Raw genomic sequence first — 20,574 nt, 5'->3', positions numbered from 1 at the left:
TATGATGGCTACCGAGGTGAATTCTTTGAGTCATATCGCTTCCGACAAGCCGCACGCGCACCATCACCACGACCACGATCACGACGATGCCCAGAGCTTCGTGCGTGCGGTGGAGCACGCCAGCGAGGAACGTGGCCTGCGCCTTACGCCCTTGCGCAAGGAAGTGCTGGAATTGGTGGCCGCTGCCGGCAAGCCGGTCAAGGCTTACGATCTGCTCGATCAGCTGCGCGAGCGCCATGGCAATGCGGCACCGCCCACGGTGTACCGCGCGCTCGATTTCCTGCTCGAACACGGCTTCATCCACAAGCTGGAATCCATCAACGCCTTCGTCTCCTGCCACCACCCGGCAGAGGCGCATCAGGTGCCCTTCCTGATCTGCGACAACTGCTCCAGTGCCCAGGAAGTCTGCGACGAGCGCGTGGCCGAGCTGATCGAAGCGCAGGCCAAGGCGTTTGGCTTCCGCCCGCAGGCTCAGACGCTGGAAGTGCACGGTCTCTGCAAGAACTGCCGCAAGGGCTGAGCCCCGCTGCTGTTGATACCTGAGCGTCCGCTCGGGCCGGTGGCTTGCGTTCGCTACGTTATAATGTAACATGTGTCGCCTGGGGTGGCCCAGGTCGACTCGCGGTGCGCTTCGGTCCAAACCGATGGATACCAGGCTAGAAAAAAAATCCCGCTGGTGGTTTGTGGCTGACCGGATCGGTGCAACGGCATCCTTCCTGTGTGCCATCCACTGCGCAGCCTTGCCGTTCGTACTGGCGGTGCTGCCCCTGCTCGGGCTGAGCTTTCTTGCCGATCACCGTTTCGAGCGCGGTTTTGTCATGTTCGCCTGCGCGCTCGCGCTGGTCAGCCTGATCAGCGGTTATCGGCGCCACCATCAACAACGTCCACTGCTGCTGGCCTTGCCCGGCCTGGCTCTGCTGATCACCGGCGTCACCTTTGCGGAACATTATTCCCTCGTACTGCATAGCGTGCTGGTGGCTTGCGGTGGCCTGCTGGTGGCTTCGGCGCATTTCTTCAACTTGCGTACGCATCGCGCCACGCACGTACATGGCCCGCAGTGTGCACACTGAATGCGCCGTCAAAAGCCGCCGTGATTGTGTAACGGGGCCTGTGCTTCCTAGCATTTGCGCATGAATACGGCACGCGTGCAGGCGCACGACCATCACCAGCACGATCATGACCACGGGCATCACGGTCACGCTCACGGCGCGGCCCATGAGCACGGCGGCGTAAGCGGACGCGAGTGGAAACTGATCATCGCCTTCGCGCTCACCACGGTGATGATGGTGATCGAGGTGGTGGGCGGCTTCTGGTCGGGCTCACTCGCCTTGCTGGCCGACGCCGGCCATATGTTGATCGATTCGCTGGCGCTGCTGCTGGCCGTGGTGGGGGCGTGGTTTGCCCGGCGGCCAGCCGATGCGCGTCGCACCTACGGCTATGGACGCCTGGAGGTGCTAGCGGGCTTCGTCAATGCGCTGACGCAGTTTGTGCTGGTCGCCTTTATCGCCTACGAGGCGATCGGGCGATTGTTCCATCCGGCGGAAATCCTCTCCGGCATGATGCTGGTGGTCGCGGTGGCAGGCCTGGTCGTGAACCTGCTGGTGCTGCGCACGCTGCATGGCCATGCGCATGACGACGTCAACTTGGCAGGCGCCACGCTGCACGTGCTGGGTGATCTGCTGGGTTCGGTGGGTGCGGTGGTCGCGGCTCTGCTGGTGCGCTGGATGGCATGGAACTGGGCCGATCCGGTGCTCTCGCTGTTCGTATCGTTGTTGATCCTCAACAGCGCATGGCGATTGTTGCGCCGATCCGCGCACATCCTGCTCGAAGGCGTGCCCGAAGGCATGAACACCGGCGATGTAGCCGATGCGTTGCGCGCGGCGGATGCTTCGATCCGTGACATCCACCATTTGCATGTGTGGCAGCTGGCGACCGGCTCGCGCATGGCCACCCTGCATGCAGAGCTGCATGACAGCGGTAACAGTGCCGCTGCGATCGGCGCGATCAACCAGGTATTGGCCGAGCGCTTCAGTATTCAGCATGTCACCGTACAGATCGATTCGGAGCCATGTCCTGAACACCAGCGTGACTGTGCGGGTCACGGCAATCGCTGACTATTGCGATTTGGGCGGTCACTGATAGGATGGACGACTGTTCACCCTAACGAATCAAGGAGTTCCCCTATGGGCAAGGGCGATCGCAAGACCCGTCGTGGCAAGACCTACCGTGGCAGCTATGGCAACTCCCGCGCGCATTCGCTGCAGCCGGCTGTTGCTGGTGCCAAGGCGACCGTGACCAAGCCGGCCGCCGCCAAGAAAGCTGCTCCCAAGAAGAAGTCGGCTTAAGCCGTACGCGCTTCGATCAAAGCCCCCGCTATGCGGGGGTTTTTTTTGGCCGATATTCCACGTGACCTCGCTGGCTCACGGCTCGGGCGACAGCACTTCTCCACCGAGAAAAACTTCCCTCAGCACATTGCCGCCACCGGTCCAGTAGCAAAGCTCTGCGGGCGTGCGCACATTCCAGCGGGCGAGATCGGCACGCTGGCCCACGGCCAGGGTGCCGCGGTCGGAAAGACCCAGCGCCCGAGCGGCATTCACGGTGACACCGCGCAAGGCTTCTTCCGGCGTCAGGCGGAACAGCGTGCAGGCCATGCTGGCGGCGAGACGCAGCGACAGCAGGGGCGAGGTGCCTGGATTGCAGTCGGTAGCCACGGCCATGGCAACACCGTGTTCGCGCAGGCTGGCGATGGGCGGAAGCTTGGTTTCGCGCAGGGCGTAGAAGGCACCGGGCAGAAGCACGGCGACCGTGCCTGCATGGGCCATCGCGCGAATACCGTGCTCGCTGAGGTGCTCCAGATGATCGGCGGAGAGTCCGTTGAAGGACGCGACCAAGGCCGCTCCGTCGAGATCGGACAACTGCTCGGCGTGCAGCTTTACCGGCAGGCCCAATTGCGTGGCACGCTCGAAGACGCGATGCGTTTCCGTGGGCGTGAAACCGATGTTCTCGCAGAATGCGTCGACCGCATCGATCAATCCCTCGCCAGCGAGCGTGGGCAACATGACGTCGCATACCAGGTCGACATAGGTATCACGATCATCCCGAAACTCCGGTGGCAGCGCGTGCAGGCCGAGAAAGGTCGTGCGCACGGTGATGCCTAGCGCGTTGCCGAGGCGGCGCGCGACCCGCAGCATGCGACGTTCGGTGTCGAGATCCAGTCCATAGCCGGATTTGATCTCAAGGGTGGTGACGCCATCAGCGAGCAGGGCATGCGCGCGCGGCAGCGCCTGGGCGAATAGTGCATCTTCGCTCGTTTCGCGCGTGGCCTTGACGGTGGAGACGATGCCGCCGCCGGCGCGCGCGATCTCTTCGTAGCTGGCGCCATTGAGGCGTAGATCAAATTCGTGCGCCCGATTACCGCCGAACACGAGGTGGGTATGGCAGTCGATCAGTCCTGGTGTGACCAGCGCACCGTCCAGGTAGTCGACGTGCGCAGCCAGCTCTTCGGCATCGCCGGGCAAGTCGCTCTGTGCTCCGATCCAGGCGATGCGTCCTTGATGCAGCGCAATCGCGCCCTGTTCGATCAAGCCATACGGCGCCTCACCGGCAAACGTCGCCAGCGTGGCATCGAGCAGCAGGTGGTCCCAGCGTGTAGTCATGCGGGTCAGCGGTGGTGTGGGGACGACGAGGTCATCCGGGTGATCGTCGGAAGGCGGATTCGGCGTCGCCGGATCTTCAACCATGGGTTCGTCGGTGCGCTGTTGCATCGCCTCATCGCTGGCGGAAACATCGCCTTCGGCCAGGGCATCGCGCTGCGCTTTGGCGTTGCGCCGCGCCAGCTCATGCTCATAGCCCTCGATCAGCTTGTCGGCCAGCGCGCGGTACACCGGTTTGCGCGAAAAGATGGACGAGGCCGCCCGCGCGATCAGGCAGGTCGCCATGATCGGCAACACCATCTGCTGGTTGGCGGTGAGCTCCATCGAGATGACCGTCGCCGTCAGTGGCGCCTGGGTGACGCCGGAGAGATAGGCCGCCATGCCGAGCAAGGCCATCGCGGAAACATCGACGCCGGGCAGGATCGTGCTCAGATTCTGCCCCAGGCCGGCACCAACCGCCAAGGCAGGCGAGAAGATGCCACCGGGAATGCCCGCCCAGTACGAGGCGATATTGCCGAGGAACTTCAGCGCGCCGAAGCTCGCGACCGTATCCCCATGGCCTTCGAGGATTTCCTTGGCCTGGGCATAGCCTGTGCCATAGAGACCGGTATGGGTGAGCTGGCTGAGCAGCACCAGGGCGAGGCCGCAGGCGCCGGCAAACACGACGGGCTGGCGGGCGCGCAGTCGGCCGACCAGGCCACGGAAGCCATGGTTGCTAGGCTGGATAAGCCGGGCGAACACGCCGCCCGCCAGGCCGCAGACGATACCGGCGGCGAGCACCGCCCACCACGCCTGGCCCAGGGGCAGGCCGATGTCGAAATGGCCAAAGTAGGAGTAGTTGCCGAGGATGCCCAGCGACACCACACCCGAGACGATGACCGCCGTGAGCAGGGTGCCGCTCATGCGATGCTCGAACGCACCGCTCATTTCCTCGATGGCGAACACTACACCGGCCAGCGGCGTATTGAAGGCCGCGGCGAGGCCGGCGGCGGAGCCCGCCAGAATGAAGCGACCTGCTGCCGTGGGGTCATCAAAGCCGAAGCGACGGCCCAGCGAATAGAGCAGGCCCGCGCCCACGTGCACGGTAGGACCTTCGCGCCCCACCGACGCACCACCTGCCAGGGCAGCCAGGGTCAACGCCATCTTACCGATCGCCACTCTCAGCGAGAGCAGGCGCTGGCGAAAGTCTTCGTCTTCCACCTTGAGTGCGGCGATAGCCTGGGGAATGCCCGAGCCGCGTGTGGGTTTCAACGCGCCCTGGGTAAGCCAGGCGAGCAACGCAAACGTGACCGGTGTGATCAGGAAAGCCCAGAAGCGGTTGTGGGTCACCACGCCACGGAACAGGCCGTAGACATAGTCGGCCGCTTGTGCAAAGCCCACTGCGGCCAGGCCTACCAGTACGGCGCCGCTCCAGAACAACACGCGGCGACGCCATTGCACGGGCGAGAACAGCTCCGAATCAGTAAGGCGCTTGAGACGCCCCGATGTGGTGGCCCGCGATCCCGGGCTGGCGCCGTCCTCGGCGCCGCTCACTTGCGCACCTCGGACTTGCGCGTCCAGCGCGTTTCGTAAAGATCGAAGCGGCGATCCTTGAGGTTCTGCACGGCGCCGGCGTTGCGGGCGCGGGCAAGACTGCCTAGATGGAGATCAGCGAAGAGCACGGTTTCGATATTGGGCGTGGAGTCGGCGGCGATGCCATCGCGCGCGAAGGGGAAATCACTCGGCGTCAGGATGCAGCTCTGGCCGTACTGGATGTCGAAATTGTTCACCCCCGGCAGGTTGCCGACGTTGCCCGAAAGCACCACGTAGCACTGGTTCTCGATCGCCCGCGCCTGCGAGCAGTAGCGCACGCGCAGGTAACCCTCGCGCACATCGGTGCAGAACGGTACGAACAGGATCAGCGCGCCCTGATCGACCAGGTGGCGTGCAACTTCAGGGAACTCCGAGTCGTAGCAGATCATCACGCCGATCGGGCCGCAGTCGGTCGGGATCGTCGCCGCGCTGTCGCCGCCGGTGATATTCCACACGATGCGTTCGCTGGGCGTCGGGTGGATCTTTTCCTGCTCGTGGATCGAGCCGTCGCGCAGGCATACGTAGCAGACATTATGGATGTCGCCGTTGGCCTGCTCGGTCGGGTGCGAGCCGGCAATGATATTGATGTTGTAGTTCACTGCGAGGTGGCTGAAGAGCTCTTTCACCTGCGGCGTGTACTGGCTGAGCTTGCGAATCGACTCGACCGGCGACAGTTCCTCGTTCTCGATCGACAGCAGCTGCAAGGTGATCAGTTCGGGGAAGGTGACGAAGTCCGCGCTGTAGTCGGCGGCGATATCGGTGAAGTATTCGACCTGGGTCGCAAACTCCTCGAACGAACGGATGCGCCGCTGCAGGTATTGCACCGAAGCCACGCGCACCAGGTCGGGCAGACGCTGGGTCGACGGAATCGACGGAATATCGGGCTGGTTGAGCAGCTCCGGATTGCGCCAGACCAGATGCGCCGCATAACCCAGCGACTCGTAATCGGACGGCACGTAGCCGCGCAGCAGGCCGATCACCTCGAAGTCGTTGCTCCGCTGGAAGCTCAGCGTGAGGTCACGGCGTTTGCCTTCCACCACGGCCTGCACGTAGGCATCGGCGCTGCCGTAGCGGTGCAGGTTGCGGGCGAGGCCCGGGATGCGCCCACCGAATACGATGCCGCGCAGTTTCAGGTCGCTGCAAAGACGCTTGCGCGCCTGGTACAGGCGCTGGCCGATGCGCATATTGCGATAGTCGGGATGGACCACCACTTCCATGCCATACAACCAGTTGCCATCGGCCTTATGGCGCGAGCCCATGCCGCCGCCGGTGATCTGCATCCACGTGTGCGGCGCGAGCGCGGTGGCTTCGTCGATACGGAAGGTGGCGCAATAGCCGACGATCTTCCCTTCGTACTCGACCACAAACTGCCCTTCGGGGAAATGCGTCTGCTGGGATCGCAGCATTTCCGCCGAATGCCCCCACTCGGCCGTGTAGACCCGTGCGGTGAGCTCGACCAGACTGGCTACGTCGGCAGGCTTGGCCTGGCGTACCAGTAGCTTTGGCGCGTCTTCTCGGATCTTCTTGGCCATGGGCGCATTATGCCGCAGCGGGCTGAACGACGAGGCCGGGCGGGGCGGTTAAACTCGGCGGGATACCCCAAGGAGCAGGCACATGGGCGCCACCATTCCGACCAATTACGTCGCAGATCGGGTCTGGACCACGCAGGGCTGGGCCGGCGATGTCAGGATGTCGATCGACGATCGCGGCTACCTCACCAGCACGGCGTCGGGCGAGGCCGAGCGGCTAGGGCATTGGGTGCTACCTGGTATGCCCAACCTGCATTCGCATGCATTCCAGCGTGCCATGGCGGGCTTGGCCGAGCGCAAGGGTAGGAGTGACGACAGCTTCTGGACCTGGCGCGAAACCATGTATGCGTTTGCCGCCGCCATTGGCCCGGACGAGCTCAAGGCCATTGCCGCCCAGCTCTATGTGGAAATGCTCAAGAGCGGCTACACCCAGGTTTGCGAATTCCACTACCTGCATCACCAGCCGGACGGCACGCCTTACGCGCAGCCGGAGGCGATGTCATTGGCATTGATCGAAGCGGCCCGCGAAGCGGGCATTACGCTGACCCTGCTACCTGTGTTGTATATGAGCGGTGGTTTCGATGGCCGTCCATTGACGCCGCGTCAGCGTCGCTTTGGCCACGACCTGCCTTCTTACCTGCGCCTGCTTGAGACCTTGCAGAAGTATGAGAACGAAAAGCTCCGCGTGGGCATAGCCTTGCATTCCCTGCGTGCCGTGCCAGAGGACGCGATGCGCAACGTACTGGCGAGCGATGCCGCGAAAAGTTGCCCCATCCATATCCACATCGCCGAACAGCTTGGCGAAGTGCAGGACTGCCTCGCCACGCGCGGCGCCCGCCCGGTGGAATGGTTGCTCGACCACGCCGACGTCGACGCGCGATGGACCCTGGTGCACGCCACGCATCTGAGCGCAGGGGAAACCTCGCGACTGGCGCGTAGCGGCGCGGTGGCGGGTTTGTGTCCGACCACCGAGGCTAATCTCGGTGATGGCCTGTTCCCGTTGGCTGACTATCTTGATGCGCACGGCACGCTGGGCGTGGGCTCCGATTCGCACATCTCGGTGTCGCCGGTGGAGGAGTTGCGCTGGCTTGAATACGGCCAACGTCTGTCGTCGTGCCATCGCAATATCGCCGCGCGCCGCCAAGGCGATAGCGTGGGCGAAACGCTTTGGCCCGCCGCACTGCGCGGCGGTGCCTTGGCATCCGGCCTGCCGATTGGCGAGCTGCGGGCGGGTGCGCGTGCGGATCTCCTGGTGCTCGATGATCGCGCCGCGCTGTTGGCCGCGCGCGATGAGCACGCCGTTATCGACAGTTTCCTGTTCGCGGGGAACGCGCCGCTCGTACGCGATGTCATGGTGGGCGGCGAGTGGGTCGTGCGGCATTTCGTACATCGCGACGAAGAGCGGATCGCTGCGCGTTATCGCTCCACCATGGAGCGGTTGGCGCAACGCTGAATCCTAAGCCTCATGTCAGGCTGAATGGTCGCCGCGAAATGCATGAACCGCAGCCATCATGTTCCGGCATTGCCGTCATCTGCTGCATGAGGCCGGCGTTCTCCGTGGCTAACGCTCACTAAGGGCGCCCACCAAGGAGAACACCCATGCGTCGACTCATGCTGATCAGTCTTGGCCTCGCCGTCATGTTCAGCGCGAGCCTCTCACTCACCGGTTGCGTGGTGGTGGCGCCAAGGCCGCACTACGCGGCGCGCGCCTGGGTGCCGGGTAACGTGTATGTAGCCGGTCACTGGCGCGAATAAGATCGGCTACAGCCGGCAACGCGGGTGCGCAAGCACCCGCTTATGGCGTTCCTGCAAGGTACTTGCGCAGATGTTCAACGAACACGCGCAACTTGGGCGGCACCTGCAGGCGACTGGGGTAATACAGGTAGAACCCATCAAAGGGCGGCAGCCAGTCGTCCAGCACGGTTTCCAATTGGCCGGAAGCAAGCGCTGCACGCACGGACGGCTCCACCATATGCGTCAACGCCAGCCCGTCGATGGCTGCTCGTATCGCCATGGCGGGCTCGTTGGTGGTCAGCGGACCATCCACGTCGAGCTCGAACCATTGGCCCTTGGACGGGCCAGTGGGGTGGGCAAACTCCCAGCGATAAATCGCACCGCTGTTGAAACGGAAGCGCACGCATTCGTGCGCGACCAGGTCGCGCGGAAGCAGCGGCTTACTGTGTTGCCGGAAATACGACGGTGAGCCCACGACCACCGCGCGTTGCGGACCGCCCAGCGGTACGGCCACCACGTCACGCGCGAGGCGCTCGCCGAGCCGGATGCCGGCGTCGAAACCCTCGGTGATCAGATCGGTCAAGCGGTTCTCAACATGGATGTCGAGTTTCAGTTCCGGCCACGCGCGCATGAACTCCGCCAGCATCGGCGTGATCAGGTGATGGAGCACCATCTGCGGCACGGTGATGCGCAGGGTACCGATGGGCCGGTCGCCGTGCTGGCGTAACGCCTCTACCGCGGCATCGATTTCGCTGAGGGCAGGGGATATCCGCTCCAGGAACGCGCGGCCGGCCTCGGTCAGCCCGACCCGGCGCGTCGTCCGATGCAGCAGGCGCACACCGACATGGGTCTCCAGTTGGCGCAGGGTCTGGCTGAGGGCGGAAGCGGTGACCTCCATCTCGGCCGCGGCACGGGTAAAGCTTCCATGGCGGGCAATCAGCCGAAAAGCACGCAGGGCGGTAGCGTCATCGATGCGCATTAATTAGCCATACTTAATAAAGCATCAACAAGATGCTGATTTTTCCGCGCAATAGCAAGGCGCAAACTGGGCCGATCCGATCCATCGAACTGGAGTTCGCCATGTCACTCGACTCGTACTACACCCTGGGCCACTCCGGCCTGCGCGTCAGCCGCCTCGCCCTGGGCACCATGACCTTCGGTGACAACTGGGGCTGGGGCGCCGCGGAGGACACCGCCCGCGGCATGTTCGACCGTTACCTGGCGGCGGGCGGCAACTTTGTCGATACCGCCGATCTCTACACCGATGGTGCGAGCGAGGAGCTGCTGGGGCGCTTTATCGCCGAGACGGGCTCGCGTGATCGCGTCGTGCTGTCCACCAAGTTCAGCTACAACGGACAGCCGGGCAACCCGAATGCGGGTGGCAACGGTCGCAAGAACATCCTGCGTGCGGTGGAGGGTTCCCTGCGTCGCTTGCGCACCGACTATATCGACCTCTACCTGCTGCATACCTGGGACCGCCTGACGCCCGCCGAGGAAGTAGTGCGCACGCTCGACGATCTCGTGCGTGCCGGCAAGATCCGCTACGCCGGGCTTTCGGACGTGCCGGCCTGGTATGCCTCGCGCGCACAGAGCTTCGCCGAGGCGCATGCGCTGACGCCACTAGTCAACCTGCAGCTGGAGTACTCGCTGATCGAGCGGCATATCGAACACGAGTTCGTGCCGATGGCTGCTGAGCTGGGCATGGGCATCACCGCATGGAGTCCGCTGGGCATGGGACTGCTGTCGGGCAAGTACAAGGCCAGCGAGAGCGGCGCTAGTGGCGAGGGACGCCTGGCCAAGATTGCGGGGACGCCTGGTTTTGATCGGTTTACCGAACGCAACTGGCGCATCGTCACGGCGCTCGAGGAGGTGGCGTCGGCCGTCGGCAGACCCATGGCCCAAGTGGCGCTCAACTGGGTGGCGACGCAGCCCGGCGTGGCGTCGGTCATCATCGGCGCGACCAAGCTGGCCCAGCTCGACGACAACCTCGCGGCCTTGTCCTTCGAGATCCCGGCCGAATGGCGTGCCCGCCTGGACGCCGCCAGCGTGCTGGAGCCGACCTTCCCTTACTGGTTCTTTGGCGACGTGCAGCAGTCGCGCCTGCATGGCGGCGTTGCGGTGGGCAGCAAGCCGGCCGGCTATGCACCGCCGGTATATGTGCCGGCCCAGGCGCAGGCCGGCTTCAAGGCGGACTGAGCAACGAAAAACGGCGCCAGCATGCAGGCTGGCGCCGTGGTTGTCGCCGGCGCGAGGGGACGCCGCGTGCTTGTTATGACGTCGTCCGAATTACTGGGCGGAGCTGGAGCCGGACACCGGGTGCTGGGCCTTGAACTGCTGCCACTGCTGACGCTGGGCCTGCTTGGCGGCCTTGATCGAGGCCAGCTGGCTCTGCTGTGCCGGCGTCAGGATGGAATAGATCTGGGCGCGGACCGCAGCGCGCTGCTGCACGCGGGCCTGCATCGCAGCGCCTTCAGCCTGGGCGAGGCTGGCAGCGGCGGCCTGGTAGCCAGTCGCGTTCGGCGCCATCGCCTCAAAGGCCTCACGCTGTTGCTGCAGAGCCTGGCGCTGCGGCTTGTTCTGGGCAAACGCGGTCTGCATGATCTGCTTGATGCTGGCCTTCTGGGCGTCGCTCAGGTTGAGCTTGCTGTAAGCCTCAAAGCCGCCGTGATGGCCGTGGCCGCCATGAAAACCGCCATCCTGCGCGGCGGCGATAGCGAACGGGGCGAGGGCCATGGCCGATGCCAGCACCAGGGCGACAGTAATGTTCTTGCGCATGGGGAGTTACCTTGGGTCGTGGAGGTGGACTTGCTGGTGTCCATTTGACGACAGCGCTATGTGTATGTTCTTTGCCGAAAGGTAAAGAAGGGTAAAGCCGATAGAGTTCGCGCGATGGCGCCGCTTGAATGGCCCCGGAGCTACGGAACGCCATGCCAAGAATCCTTATAGTCGACGACGATCGAGCCCTGTGTGAACTGCTGGCCGAGTACCTGCAGCGCGAGGGTTTCGTGGTGGACGTCGCCCATGACAGCGAGTCCGGACTGGCCCAGCTGCACAACCAGTCCACGCGGCCCGACCTGCTGATCCTCGACGTGATGATGCCGGGTCGCGACGGCCTGGAGACCTTGCGCGAGCTGCGCCTGAAACACCGCTTGCCGGTCATCATGCTGTCCGCGCGGGGCGAGCCGGTAGATCGGGTGATCGGGCTGGAATTGGGCGCGGACGACTACCTGACCAAGCCCTGCCTGCCGCGCGAGCTGCTGGCCCGCGTGCGTGCCCAGCTGCGGCGCAATACGCCGGTCGCGGCGGGGACGCTGCAGGTTGGCACGTTGCGACTGGAGCCTAGCGAGCGGCGCGCCTATGTCGAGGAACAAGAGCTGTCACTGACCGGCGCCGAATTCCAGCTGCTGCTCGCGCTGGCGCAGCGCACCGGTGAGCTGGTGGACAAGTCCACCTTGACGCGCATGGCGCTGGGGCGGGAACTGGAGCGATTCGATCGCAGCATCGACGTGCACGTGAGTCGCTTGCGTCACAAATTGACCGAAGCATCGGCGCAATCGCCGCGCATCGAGTCGGTGCGCGGCGCGGGTTACAGCCTGATCGCGGGGGCTGCGTGAGTCCGTTCAAGAGTTCACTGTACTGGCGCCTGCTGATCAGCTTCTGCGCAGCCAATCTGTTGGCGCTGGGCGTGGGCGGATTCCTCACCACGCGCTTCATCGCATACACCACCGCGGTGGAAATCAATTGGGCCAATCTCGGGCAAAGTGCTGACCAAGCCTATGAAGCCGGTGGTACGGCCGCACTGGCCGAGTGGGTGGCGCAACAGCGCCGCGAAGGCATCGAGGCGACGCTGTTCGAACAAGGGCAGGCGCTGGTGCCGATTCGGTTGCCGTCATCCGTGCAAGGGTCGCTGCAAACCTGGCTTGACGCCAAGCGCGATGTGGTGCTGCAGCCGTGGCCAAATCTCTACCTCGCCGTGCAGCAGATCACCGGAGCAGACGGCAAGACGCGTCAATTGGTAGCGTTGAGTCGCGTGCATACGCGTTTGCGACAGCAGACGCGGCAGACGATTTTCCTGGCCATCCAGGGCGTGCTGTCGATGATCTTCATCGGTTTGGTCGGGTGGTGGGTGGCACGCAATGTGGCGCGACCGGTCGAGGCCATCCGGCAGGCGACGCGACGCATGGCGTCGGGTGAGCTGTCGGCGCGCGTGGGTGACGATCGAGGGCACGCTCACGACGAGCTCGCACAGCTGGCGCGCGATTTCGATGCCATGGCCGAACGCATCGAAGCGTTGGTGGCCCACGACCGCAGTGTGCTGCAGGATCTGTCACACGAATTGCGCTCGCCGTTGGCTCGGTTGCATCTGATCCTCGACCTGGCTCGGCGCAGTTCGGATGCCAGCGAAGCGGCTGGTTATTTTCACCAGGCCGAACAGGAAATCACTCGACTGGACAACATGACCGGCGAAATGCTCGCGCTCTCACGACTCGAAGGTGGCATTCCGGGAGTGAACCGTGAGCCGGTCGAGCTGGTCGGGCTGGTGAGCGAGTGCGTGCGACGGGCCGAGCTGGAGGCGCAGGCGCGCGACATCACCCTGGCGCTCGGCCCTGCCGAGGCGGTGACGGTGTCCGGCAGCGAGCTGTTGCTGGAACGCGCATTCGACAATCTGCTCGCGAATGCGATCAAGTTCAGTCCGGTCGGTGGCCGCGTTGAATTGTCCCTGCAGGCCGGCAAGGACCGCGTCGAACTGTCCATTCGTGACCACGGCCCTGGCGTGCCGCCGGCCGAACTTGCATCGCTATTTCGTCCGCTGTTTCGAGGCAGCAACGCCGTGCGTGCAGGCGGCCATGGCCTCGGGCTGGCCATTGTCCAGCGGGTGGTGCGGGCGCATGGCGGTGAGATCCGCGCCAGCAATGCCGATGGCGGTGGCCTGATCGTACAGTTGGACTTGCCGCTGACTCCAACCGGCCTGGCCTGACGCCGTAACAGCGCCATCCCTTCCGGGCCTACGAAAACGCTACGACATTTGCCAAACTCGGCTCCTTTGCCGTGGGTTGCCGATGCGCTCGAACGCTCTAGCCGCAGTGGGTCTGGCGCTATGCGCGGCGCTGTTCTTCACCATGACCTATGTACTCAACCGCAGCCTGGTGGCGGGCGGTGGCCATTGGGCGTGGGCGGTCATCCTGCGTTATCTCATCACGTTGCCCATGCTCGCGCTGGTGCTGCCTTGGCAGGGTGGCCTGGGCAGGCTGCCGGCGGAGCTGAAAGAATCTCCGCGCACGTGGTTGCTGTGGAGCGCGGTCGGCTTCGTGCTGTTCGGTCTGCCGCTGACCTGGGCCGCGAATAGCGGACCTTCATGGCTGGTGGCGGGCAGCTTCCAGACCACGGTGCTGGCCGGCCCGCTGCTTGCGCCTTTCATCTATCGCGACGAACGGCGACGCCTGGCCTGGCGCAGCGTCGCCATCGGCGTGCTGATCGTGGCGGGTGTGTTCGCCCTGCAATGGGGACACGCGCAAGGGCGATTGCAGCCGAGCGACTGGTTGGCGATCGCTGCCGTGGTGTTTTCCGCGTTCGCTTATCCGCTGGGCAATCGCATGTTGTTGTTGCATCTGGAGCAGAGCGGCACGCGAATTGGTGCGACGCAACGGGTGTTTGGCATGACGCTGTGCAGTTGGCCACTGTGGTGGCTGTTGGCGTTGGTAGCCTGGTTCACGATCGGGCCGCCCAACCTGCGCGAGGTGTTGTTGGCCGGTGGCGTGGCGTTGTCTTCCGGCGTGATCGCCACCGTGCTGTTTTTCCGCGCCACCGACATGGTGCGCAGCGAGCCGACATCGCTTGCGGCGGTGGAGGCCATGCAGGCGGCAGAGCTGTTGTTCGCGACGGTGATTGGCGCCAGTTTTCTCGGCGAGGCGTGGCCGAAAGGCTTTTCCGCTGCCGGCGCGCTGATGATCGTGGTGGGCATTGCCTTGTTTGGCTGGGTCAGCGGACGCTCGGCGGCAGGCCACGATGAGGCGGTGCGCACGCTTCGCAGTGATCGCGGTGCCTGACCCGGACCTTCGGAACTTGCGTCGATTGGCGGGCGCGGGTTAAACACCCTAGCTTCCGGCAGTCGCACGCTCGTGGCATGCGTGTCGTCCTGTGATGGGCACGCTGCCGGTTTTGTTCCGGACTCTGGGGTAGTGATGGGCAATCGGCGAAGTGCGTGGATCGTGGCGGGCGTATTGCTGTGTGCAGCGTCCTGGGCCAATGCAACAGCGCCGGACATGCCGCCATCGCTGCGTTGGGCCGCATCGACGCTCGGCAATCACCGCTATCTGGTGCAGGTGGATGGGCCGGCCAATGCCGTGCACGTGGTGATTCCGTGGCGACGTCGCGATGCGCACCCCGACCAGGTCGCGGTGATCGTCGTTGATCCGGACGGCAAGTCACTCAGCAACGTGTTGCGCGGAACGATCAATCGCGCCAGCGGCGAGTTGGTATTCCAGGCTGCGCAAGCCGGCATTTATGCGATCTACTACCAGCCCTATGTGAGCAGCGGCCGCAGCAACTATCCCACGGTGACCTATGCCCCGTCGAAGCAGGACGCCGACGCGGCCTGGTCGCGCAAGCTTGGCGCCAGCGCGCAGGCATGGCGCTCGCTGCCACAGGCTCATGTGCTGCGCTACGAAGCGGTGGACGACTTCGATGCCTATACGACGATGGAGCGGGCAGCCACGCCTGAGCAGCTGAAGGCACTCCTGAGCGCGCATTCGAACGAGGCCTTGCTGTTTTTCCCCGAAACACGCGCCAATCCGGTGCGCATGTTCGACACGCTTCCTGAAAGCTGGGCGCAGCGTGGCCCGGGCGGCAGCTTCAGCGACAGCGCGCTGCGCGGTGAGTACCTGAGCTTCCAGATCGGTGCCTGGGCGCCGCGCGACCACGTGGACAACGTCCGCGTCGAGTTCAGCGACCTGAGCGGCGTCGATGGCGGCCGTATTCCCGCCGGCGCTTTCACCTGCTTCAACCTCGGCGGTATCGACTTCACCGGCAAGCCGTTCACCTTGCGCGTCGATGTGGCGCAGGGGCGCGTGCAGCCGTTGTGGATCGGCCTGGACATACCGGAGTCCGCCAAGCCTGGCGTCTATCGTGGTGAGGTGACCATTACGGCTGATGGCTTGCCGCCGCAAAAGCTGCCGTTGGTGATCACGGTGGGCGACGGGTTGGCTGTTGCGCACGGCGACGACGATCCGTTCAAGCTCACCCGCCTGCGCTGGCTCAATTCCACCTTGGCCCAGGACGACTCACTGGTTAAGCCGTTCACGGCGATAACCGTCAACGGCCCCACGTTGGGCATCCTCGGACGCGATGTGACGCTCGCGCCGAGCGGATTGCCCGCGCAGATCACCAGCCACTTCGATGAACGCATGACCGGTTTCGCCAAGCAGCCGAAGCCGCTGCTGGCGGCCCCGATGCGCTTGGTCGTACAGGACGCCACCGGCGAACACGCGATGGATGCATCAGGCATACCAAAGGTGCAGCGTGACGGCCCCGGCAAGGTGCATTGGCAATTAAGCACGACGGCAGGGCCGTTGCAGGGCGAAGTAAATGCCAGCCTCGAAGCGGATGGCACCCTGGTCTATGCGATCGCACTGACCGCCAAGCAGACGACCACGCTGCAGGACATTCGGTTGGACATTCCGCTGAATCGCGACGTGGCGCAGTATCAGTTTGGCCTCGGTCGACAAGGCGATCATGCGCCCACTGAGCTCGACTGGAAGTGGAACGTGCAAAACAACCAGGATGGCGCCTGGATCGGTACGGTGAATGCCGGCCTGGCGTTCCATTTGCGCGACGAGCACTACCTGCGCCCGCTCAATACCAACTTCTATCACCAGCAGCCGTTGCGCATGCCGGTGTCGTGGGACAACCGCGGGCAAGGCGGTATCCGTTTGCGCAACGAGCGCACGGACTACCTGGCCGAGGCGTTCAGTGGTCCGCGCACCATGCAGGCGGGCGAAACGCTGCGCTACGACGTCGTCATGCGCGTGACGCCGTTCAAGACGATCAATCCGTCCGAGCACTTCAGTGAACGCTTCTTCCACAAGTACGGCGACCTTGATGCGATCAAGGCCGACGGCGCTAACGTGGTCAATATCCATCACGCCACGCCGATCAATCCCTGGATCAATTATCCGTTCCTCGAGCCCGACGCGATGCGCGCGTATATCGATGCGGCTCACCAGCGCGACATGCGCGTGAAGATCTACTACACGGTGCGCGAGCTCTCCGATCGCGCGCCCGAACTGCCCGTGCTGAAGAGCCTCGGCCATGAGGTTATCAGCGCCGGCAAGGGCGGTGGTTTCTCCTGGCTGCAGGAGCATCTGGACGGCGACTACATCGCCGCCTGGCACGTGCCGGAGAATCGCGACGCGGCGGTGATCAACGCGGGTCAAAGTCGCTGGCACAACTACTACATCGAAGGGCTTGACTGGCTTGCCCGCAACATGGGTATCGACGGCCTGTACCTCGATGACGTGGCCTACGACCGCACCACCATGAAGCGCGTGCGCAAGGTGTTGGAGGCGCGCCGACCGCACCCGCTGATCGATCTCCATTCGGCCAGCCAGTACAACCCGCGCGATGGCTATATCAACAGTGCGCTGCTCTATATGGAGCTGTTCCCCTATATCGACCGCCTGTGGTTTGGCGAAGAGTTCGATTACGAGAAGACCTCGCCGGCGTATTGGCTCACCGAAATCTCGGGTATTCCGTATGGCGTGATGGGCGAGATGCTGCAGAACGACGGCAATCTATGGCGGGGCATGCTGTTCGGCATGACCAACCGGCTGGGTTGGTCGCCGGGCAGTGATCCACGTGGCCTGTGGAAGCTGTGGGATGACTTCGGCATCAGCCAGGCCGACATGGTCGGCTGGTGGGTGCATGACACGCCGGTGAAAACCGGTCGCGACGATGTGCTGGCGACCAGCTATGTGCGCAAGGGCAAAAGAACGCTGATCGCGCTGGCTTCGTGGGCGCCCGAAAAAACCGAGGTCAAGCTCACCATCGATTGGCACGCGCTGGGTCTTTCGGCAAGCAAGGTCACGCTAGTGGCGCCAGCCGTCAACGGCTTCCAGTCTGCGGCCACATTCAAGCCGGGTGAGGCGATTGCGGTCGAGCCCGGCAAGGGCTGGTTGCTGGTGGTCGAATGATGTTCATGCACACGCAATGTAAACGCCTGGGGTATGCGCGTTCGCGCGGGTGGCTGGGCTGGCTCGTACTGTTCTGGGCAACGGGTGCGAGCGCAGGCGTCGCCAGCGCGGCACCTGCTGCCGCGATCGCTGCGCCGCCCGTCATACGACTGGCATTGGATGCACCGGCTTTCGCGCCGGAGACGATCAAGGTGGCCGTTTATCTGCCGCCGGGGTATGACGCGACCTCGTCGGCCAGCATCCACTACCCCGTGCTCTATGCGAACGACGGCCAGGACATGGCGGCGGTCGGTTTGCAGGAGACGTTGAACCGGCTCTATGCCGAGCACGCCATGCGGCCCGTTATCGTGGTTGCCGTCGACATGCTCGCAGACCGTGCGTCCGGCTATGGCCTGTCCGATCGGCAGGCGAAGCGAAGCCTGGTCGGCGACTCGCGGATCGGGCCGATCGGTCGACACGCCTACGCGTATTCCGATTGGGTGGCGACCCAGCTGGTGGCCTATGTCGATGCGCATTACCGCACGCAGGCAACACGCCAGGGGCGCACGGCGCTGGGCTGGTCGCTGGGTGGCCTCAATGCGTTCAACCTCGGCTGGCAATATCCCGACGTGTTCGGACGTGTCGCGGCGTTCTCGCCATCGTTCTGGCTGGCGGCCGATCGCAGCAGTGCGCAGGCGATCGAATCGTCGCGTCTGGCGCAAGCCATGGTGAACGACGCGACGCCGCATAAGGAGCTGCGCTTCTGGTTCTCGGTGGGCGCACGCGAGGAGACCGATGACCGCAATGGCAATGGCATCATCGATGCGGTCGAGGATGTACAGGATCTAATCGGCGGCTATCGCGCGCCCGATGGTTCGCATGTTCGCGGGTTGCGCGATCTGGGTTATACGGTTGACATGTACTACGCCCATCACCCATCGCATCGTGCCGGCGTTGCCTTCTATGTTCTGCCTGACGGCGAACACAACCAGGCCACCTGGAAGCGCGTGCTGCCGGTATTCCTGCAGTGGGCTTATGGCACCGGCCAGCCTTGATCGCGCCGGCTAGACCGCGTGGGTCAGCTACCCGTGGCGGCAAGCGGGGAGTGCGCGACGATGCAATTGCGGCCGGCGCTCTTGGCGCGGTATAGCGCCACATCGGCGCGCGCCAGCAGTTCGTCGGCGGTATCGGTGGGGCCGCCAAGACTGGCCGCACCGAGGCTCACCGTCGTCTGCAGCGTGCAGCCGCGGGAATGGACGTGCAGTGCCTCGATGCTTTTGCGGATACGTTCGCCAATGGCCATGGCATTCTCGTGGGTGGCACCGGGTAAGCCGACGATGAATTCTTCACCGCCGTAGCGACCTAGCCAGTCCGCCGGGCGGAGCTCTTCTGCGATGGTCACGACCACGGCGCGCAGGCAGGCATCGCCCACCGCGTGCCCGTAACGGTCGTTGACGGATTTGAAATGGTCCATGTCCAGGAACAGCAAGGCTAACGGTTCCTTCTGCAGGCGCGCCTCGGTAATAGCGGCATTGAGGCGCCTGACCAGGGCACGGCGATTGAGTACGCCAGTGAGTGCATCGTGGTCGGCGAGGTGATGCGCCATGTCACGCTCTCGCCGCGCGCGCAGCGAGGCGTCCGCCAAGCCGATGGTGACGACAATGCTGGCGAACGCCATGGTGAACGGGTAGCCGTATTCCAGCCATCGCGGCTGATCCAGGTTGAGCAGGATCTGGCTCAGCCGCAGCAAGGTAAACATCAGCTGGGGCATCCAGGCGATGAGGAAGAACCGCGCCTGGCGGCCGTGACGCGACACGGCGAGCACGACCGAGCTCAGGGTCCACAGCTCGGTGAGCATGAACCACACATTGAACGCGCTGGCTAACAAATGTGTGCGTTCGGCAAACGGCAGGCACAGCAGGAGCGCGGCGAGCAGGAACGGCCAGCGCATCCAGCCCAATATTCTGGCAGCGACCGGGGTGATCTGCCGCAGTTCGCAGAATTCCAGGATGAACGACACCAGCAGCGGCGTACTCAGTGCCGCGAACAACCAGGGTGCATGCGTACCCAGCGGCACCCACAGCCCGCCGCCGGGCAGTTCGTAGATTTCGCCACTGATGAGCATCTGGTACATCAGCTGGAATGTGGTGTAGCCGATGAAATACACCAGCACGCGGTCACGCAGGACCATCCACAGGCACAGCGCGGCCAGGATCATGGTGACCTGCACGCTGGCAAACATCGTGGTCAGGCGAACGTGGTTGAGATCCTGGGACTGGTAGTCGGCCAGGTCCGTAAGCGACGGTTTGATCTGCCGCGTGAAGTTGTCAGCGGCGATCTGCACGTAGATCGGTTGCCCTGCATGCAGGTCATGCGGCAGCTCCAGCGCCAGGCGATGACGCGAGAAGCGCGGGTTATCCTCGATCTGCGCAAACCACAGTTCGTGCGGCTGGTAATCGGGTGGCGCGTAAACCGTAATACGTATATAGGTGGCGCCCGCAAAACTCAGTACCGGCGAGGTGGTGCCTTGCCAGTCCGCGTTCGTGTCCAGTCGATACCAGCGTTGGGTTTCGACGGCATTGGGGGTGTAGGGCGAGTGGGTTGGAGCGAACAAGGCGTCCATCGTGCCATGCACGACTTGCGCGGGCTCGACGCCGCGCGTGGTGGCTGGCAATGCCGATATCCGCAGTGCAGTCTTGGGCTCCGTCGTTGGCGCCGCATGCGCCACCAGCACATAGAGTGCGGCGAACAGGCATGCAACGAAAACCACGATGGGTCCGCGATACATAAATCCCCCCATTGTCCGGCCCCCCGTTGCCGGTACCCCGAGTGCAGCCGATCGGCTGGCAGCTCGTAGTGCACTATGTATCACGTTACCCGGGCCGCTTGGAGGCTACCGGTGAAAAATTTGACGCGTAA

The 20,574-nt window shown here is 64.0% G+C and carries 17 protein-coding genes and 1 pseudogene; 12 read left to right on the top strand and 6 right to left on the bottom strand.

Going from position 1 to position 20,574, the window contains the following annotated elements:
• Nucleotide 1: 1 nt before the first annotated feature.
• From ACT01B_RS14605 to ACT01B_RS14590, 4 genes are all read left to right on the top strand, one after another.
• Nucleotides 2-520, top strand: a complete 519-nt coding sequence (locus ACT01B_RS14605; protein WP_445143961.1) for a transcriptional repressor — start codon at nucleotides 2-4, stop codon at nucleotides 518-520.
• 124 nt (nucleotides 521-644) lie between these two features.
• The gene (locus ACT01B_RS14600) at nucleotides 645-1,070 is read left to right on the top strand and encodes a MerC domain-containing protein (RefSeq protein WP_445143960.1); all 426 of its coding nucleotides are present in this window, start codon (nucleotides 645-647) and stop codon (nucleotides 1,068-1,070) included.
• A 60-nt stretch (nucleotides 1,071-1,130) separates the two neighbouring features.
• Nucleotides 1,131-2,114, top strand: a complete 984-nt coding sequence (locus ACT01B_RS14595) for a cation diffusion facilitator family transporter (protein WP_445143959.1) — start codon at nucleotides 1,131-1,133, stop codon at nucleotides 2,112-2,114.
• Nucleotides 2,115-2,183: 69 nt separating this feature from the next.
• Nucleotides 2,184-2,345 (top strand): 30S ribosomal protein THX, encoded by a 162-nt coding sequence (locus ACT01B_RS14590; RefSeq protein ID WP_201316151.1) that lies wholly within the window; start codon nucleotides 2,184-2,186, stop codon nucleotides 2,343-2,345.
• A 75-nt stretch (nucleotides 2,346-2,420) separates the two neighbouring features.
• On the opposite strand, the gene hutI is transcribed toward ACT01B_RS14590, so the two are convergent.
• From hutI to ACT01B_RS14575, 3 genes and pseudogenes are all read right to left on the bottom strand, one after another.
• Nucleotides 2,421-3,656 carry an imidazolonepropionase gene (hutI, locus tag ACT01B_RS14585; RefSeq protein WP_445147493.1) on the bottom strand — a complete coding sequence of 412 codons (1,236 nt, stop codon included), beginning with the start codon at nucleotides 3,654-3,656 and terminating at the stop codon, nucleotides 2,421-2,423.
• Nucleotides 3,657-3,767: 111 nt separating this feature from the next.
• Nucleotides 3,768-5,105 (bottom strand): annotated as a pseudogene (locus ACT01B_RS14580) (chloride channel protein); the annotation flags it as partial.
• Between the two features lie 77 nt (nucleotides 5,106-5,182).
• Nucleotides 5,183-6,757 carry a GNAT family N-acetyltransferase gene (locus ACT01B_RS14575; RefSeq protein WP_445143958.1) on the bottom strand — a complete coding sequence of 525 codons (1,575 nt, stop codon included), beginning with the start codon at nucleotides 6,755-6,757 and terminating at the stop codon, nucleotides 5,183-5,185.
• Between the two features lie 82 nt (nucleotides 6,758-6,839).
• Here ACT01B_RS14575 and ACT01B_RS14570 point away from each other — a divergent pair, with 82 nt between their 5' ends.
• Both ACT01B_RS14570 and ACT01B_RS14565 read left to right on the top strand, forming a co-directional pair.
• Complete coding sequence (locus ACT01B_RS14570; protein WP_445143957.1) at nucleotides 6,840-8,207, top strand: formimidoylglutamate deiminase; 1,368 nt, start codon at nucleotides 6,840-6,842, stop codon at nucleotides 8,205-8,207.
• 146 nt (nucleotides 8,208-8,353) lie between these two features.
• Complete coding sequence (locus ACT01B_RS14565) at nucleotides 8,354-8,509, top strand: hypothetical protein (RefSeq protein WP_445143956.1); 156 nt, start codon at nucleotides 8,354-8,356, stop codon at nucleotides 8,507-8,509.
• A gap of 40 nt (nucleotides 8,510-8,549) precedes the next feature.
• Here the strand turns inward: ACT01B_RS14565 and ACT01B_RS14560 are convergent, their stop codons facing one another.
• Nucleotides 8,550-9,467, bottom strand: coding sequence for a LysR family transcriptional regulator (locus ACT01B_RS14560; protein ID WP_445143955.1), 918 nt, complete (start codon nucleotides 9,465-9,467; stop codon nucleotides 8,550-8,552).
• Nucleotides 9,468-9,568: 101 nt separating this feature from the next.
• Between ACT01B_RS14560 and ACT01B_RS14555 the strand changes: the two genes are divergently transcribed.
• Nucleotides 9,569-10,684, top strand: a complete 1,116-nt coding sequence (locus ACT01B_RS14555) for an aldo/keto reductase (RefSeq protein ID WP_445143954.1) — start codon at nucleotides 9,569-9,571, stop codon at nucleotides 10,682-10,684.
• Between the two features lie 90 nt (nucleotides 10,685-10,774).
• Here ACT01B_RS14555 and ACT01B_RS14550 read toward each other — a convergent pair whose 3' ends face one another.
• On the bottom strand, nucleotides 10,775-11,263 hold the full coding sequence (locus tag ACT01B_RS14550) for a Spy/CpxP family protein refolding chaperone (RefSeq protein WP_445143953.1): 489 nt from the start codon (nucleotides 11,261-11,263) through the stop codon (nucleotides 10,775-10,777).
• A gap of 152 nt (nucleotides 11,264-11,415) precedes the next feature.
• Between ACT01B_RS14550 and ACT01B_RS14545 the strand changes: the two genes are divergently transcribed.
• The 5 genes from ACT01B_RS14545 to ACT01B_RS14525 all read left to right on the top strand — a co-directional run bounded on the left by ACT01B_RS14545 (nucleotide 11,416) and on the right by ACT01B_RS14525 (nucleotide 18,710).
• On the top strand, nucleotides 11,416-12,102 hold the full coding sequence (locus tag ACT01B_RS14545; RefSeq protein WP_445143952.1) for a response regulator: 687 nt from the start codon (nucleotides 11,416-11,418) through the stop codon (nucleotides 12,100-12,102).
• Nucleotides 12,099-13,466 (top strand): ATP-binding protein, encoded by a 1,368-nt coding sequence (locus ACT01B_RS14540; RefSeq protein WP_445143951.1) that lies wholly within the window; start codon nucleotides 12,099-12,101, stop codon nucleotides 13,464-13,466. Before ACT01B_RS14545 ends, ACT01B_RS14540 begins: the two co-directional genes overlap by 4 nt.
• Nucleotides 13,467-13,548: 82 nt before the next feature.
• On the top strand, nucleotides 13,549-14,535 hold the full coding sequence (locus ACT01B_RS14535; RefSeq protein ID WP_445143950.1) for a multidrug resistance efflux transporter family protein: 987 nt from the start codon (nucleotides 13,549-13,551) through the stop codon (nucleotides 14,533-14,535).
• A 135-nt stretch (nucleotides 14,536-14,670) separates the two neighbouring features.
• On the top strand, nucleotides 14,671-17,676 hold the full coding sequence (locus tag ACT01B_RS14530; RefSeq protein WP_445143949.1) for a glycoside hydrolase domain-containing protein: 3,006 nt from the start codon (nucleotides 14,671-14,673) through the stop codon (nucleotides 17,674-17,676).
• A 5-nt stretch (nucleotides 17,677-17,681) separates the two neighbouring features.
• Nucleotides 17,682-18,710 carry an alpha/beta hydrolase gene (locus tag ACT01B_RS14525; RefSeq protein ID WP_445143948.1) on the top strand — a complete coding sequence of 343 codons (1,029 nt, stop codon included), beginning with the start codon at nucleotides 17,682-17,684 and terminating at the stop codon, nucleotides 18,708-18,710.
• Between the two features lie 23 nt (nucleotides 18,711-18,733).
• Here ACT01B_RS14525 and ACT01B_RS14520 read toward each other — a convergent pair whose 3' ends face one another.
• Complete coding sequence (locus ACT01B_RS14520; RefSeq protein WP_445143947.1) at nucleotides 18,734-20,443, bottom strand: sensor domain-containing diguanylate cyclase; 1,710 nt, start codon at nucleotides 20,441-20,443, stop codon at nucleotides 18,734-18,736.
• Nucleotides 20,444-20,574: the final 131 nt, after the last annotated feature.

This window comes from Dyella sp. Tek66A03, from assembly GCF_052567735.1.
Note: the sequence above shows the minus strand (reverse complement) of the source record. Positions and strands in the feature narration are given on the sequence as shown.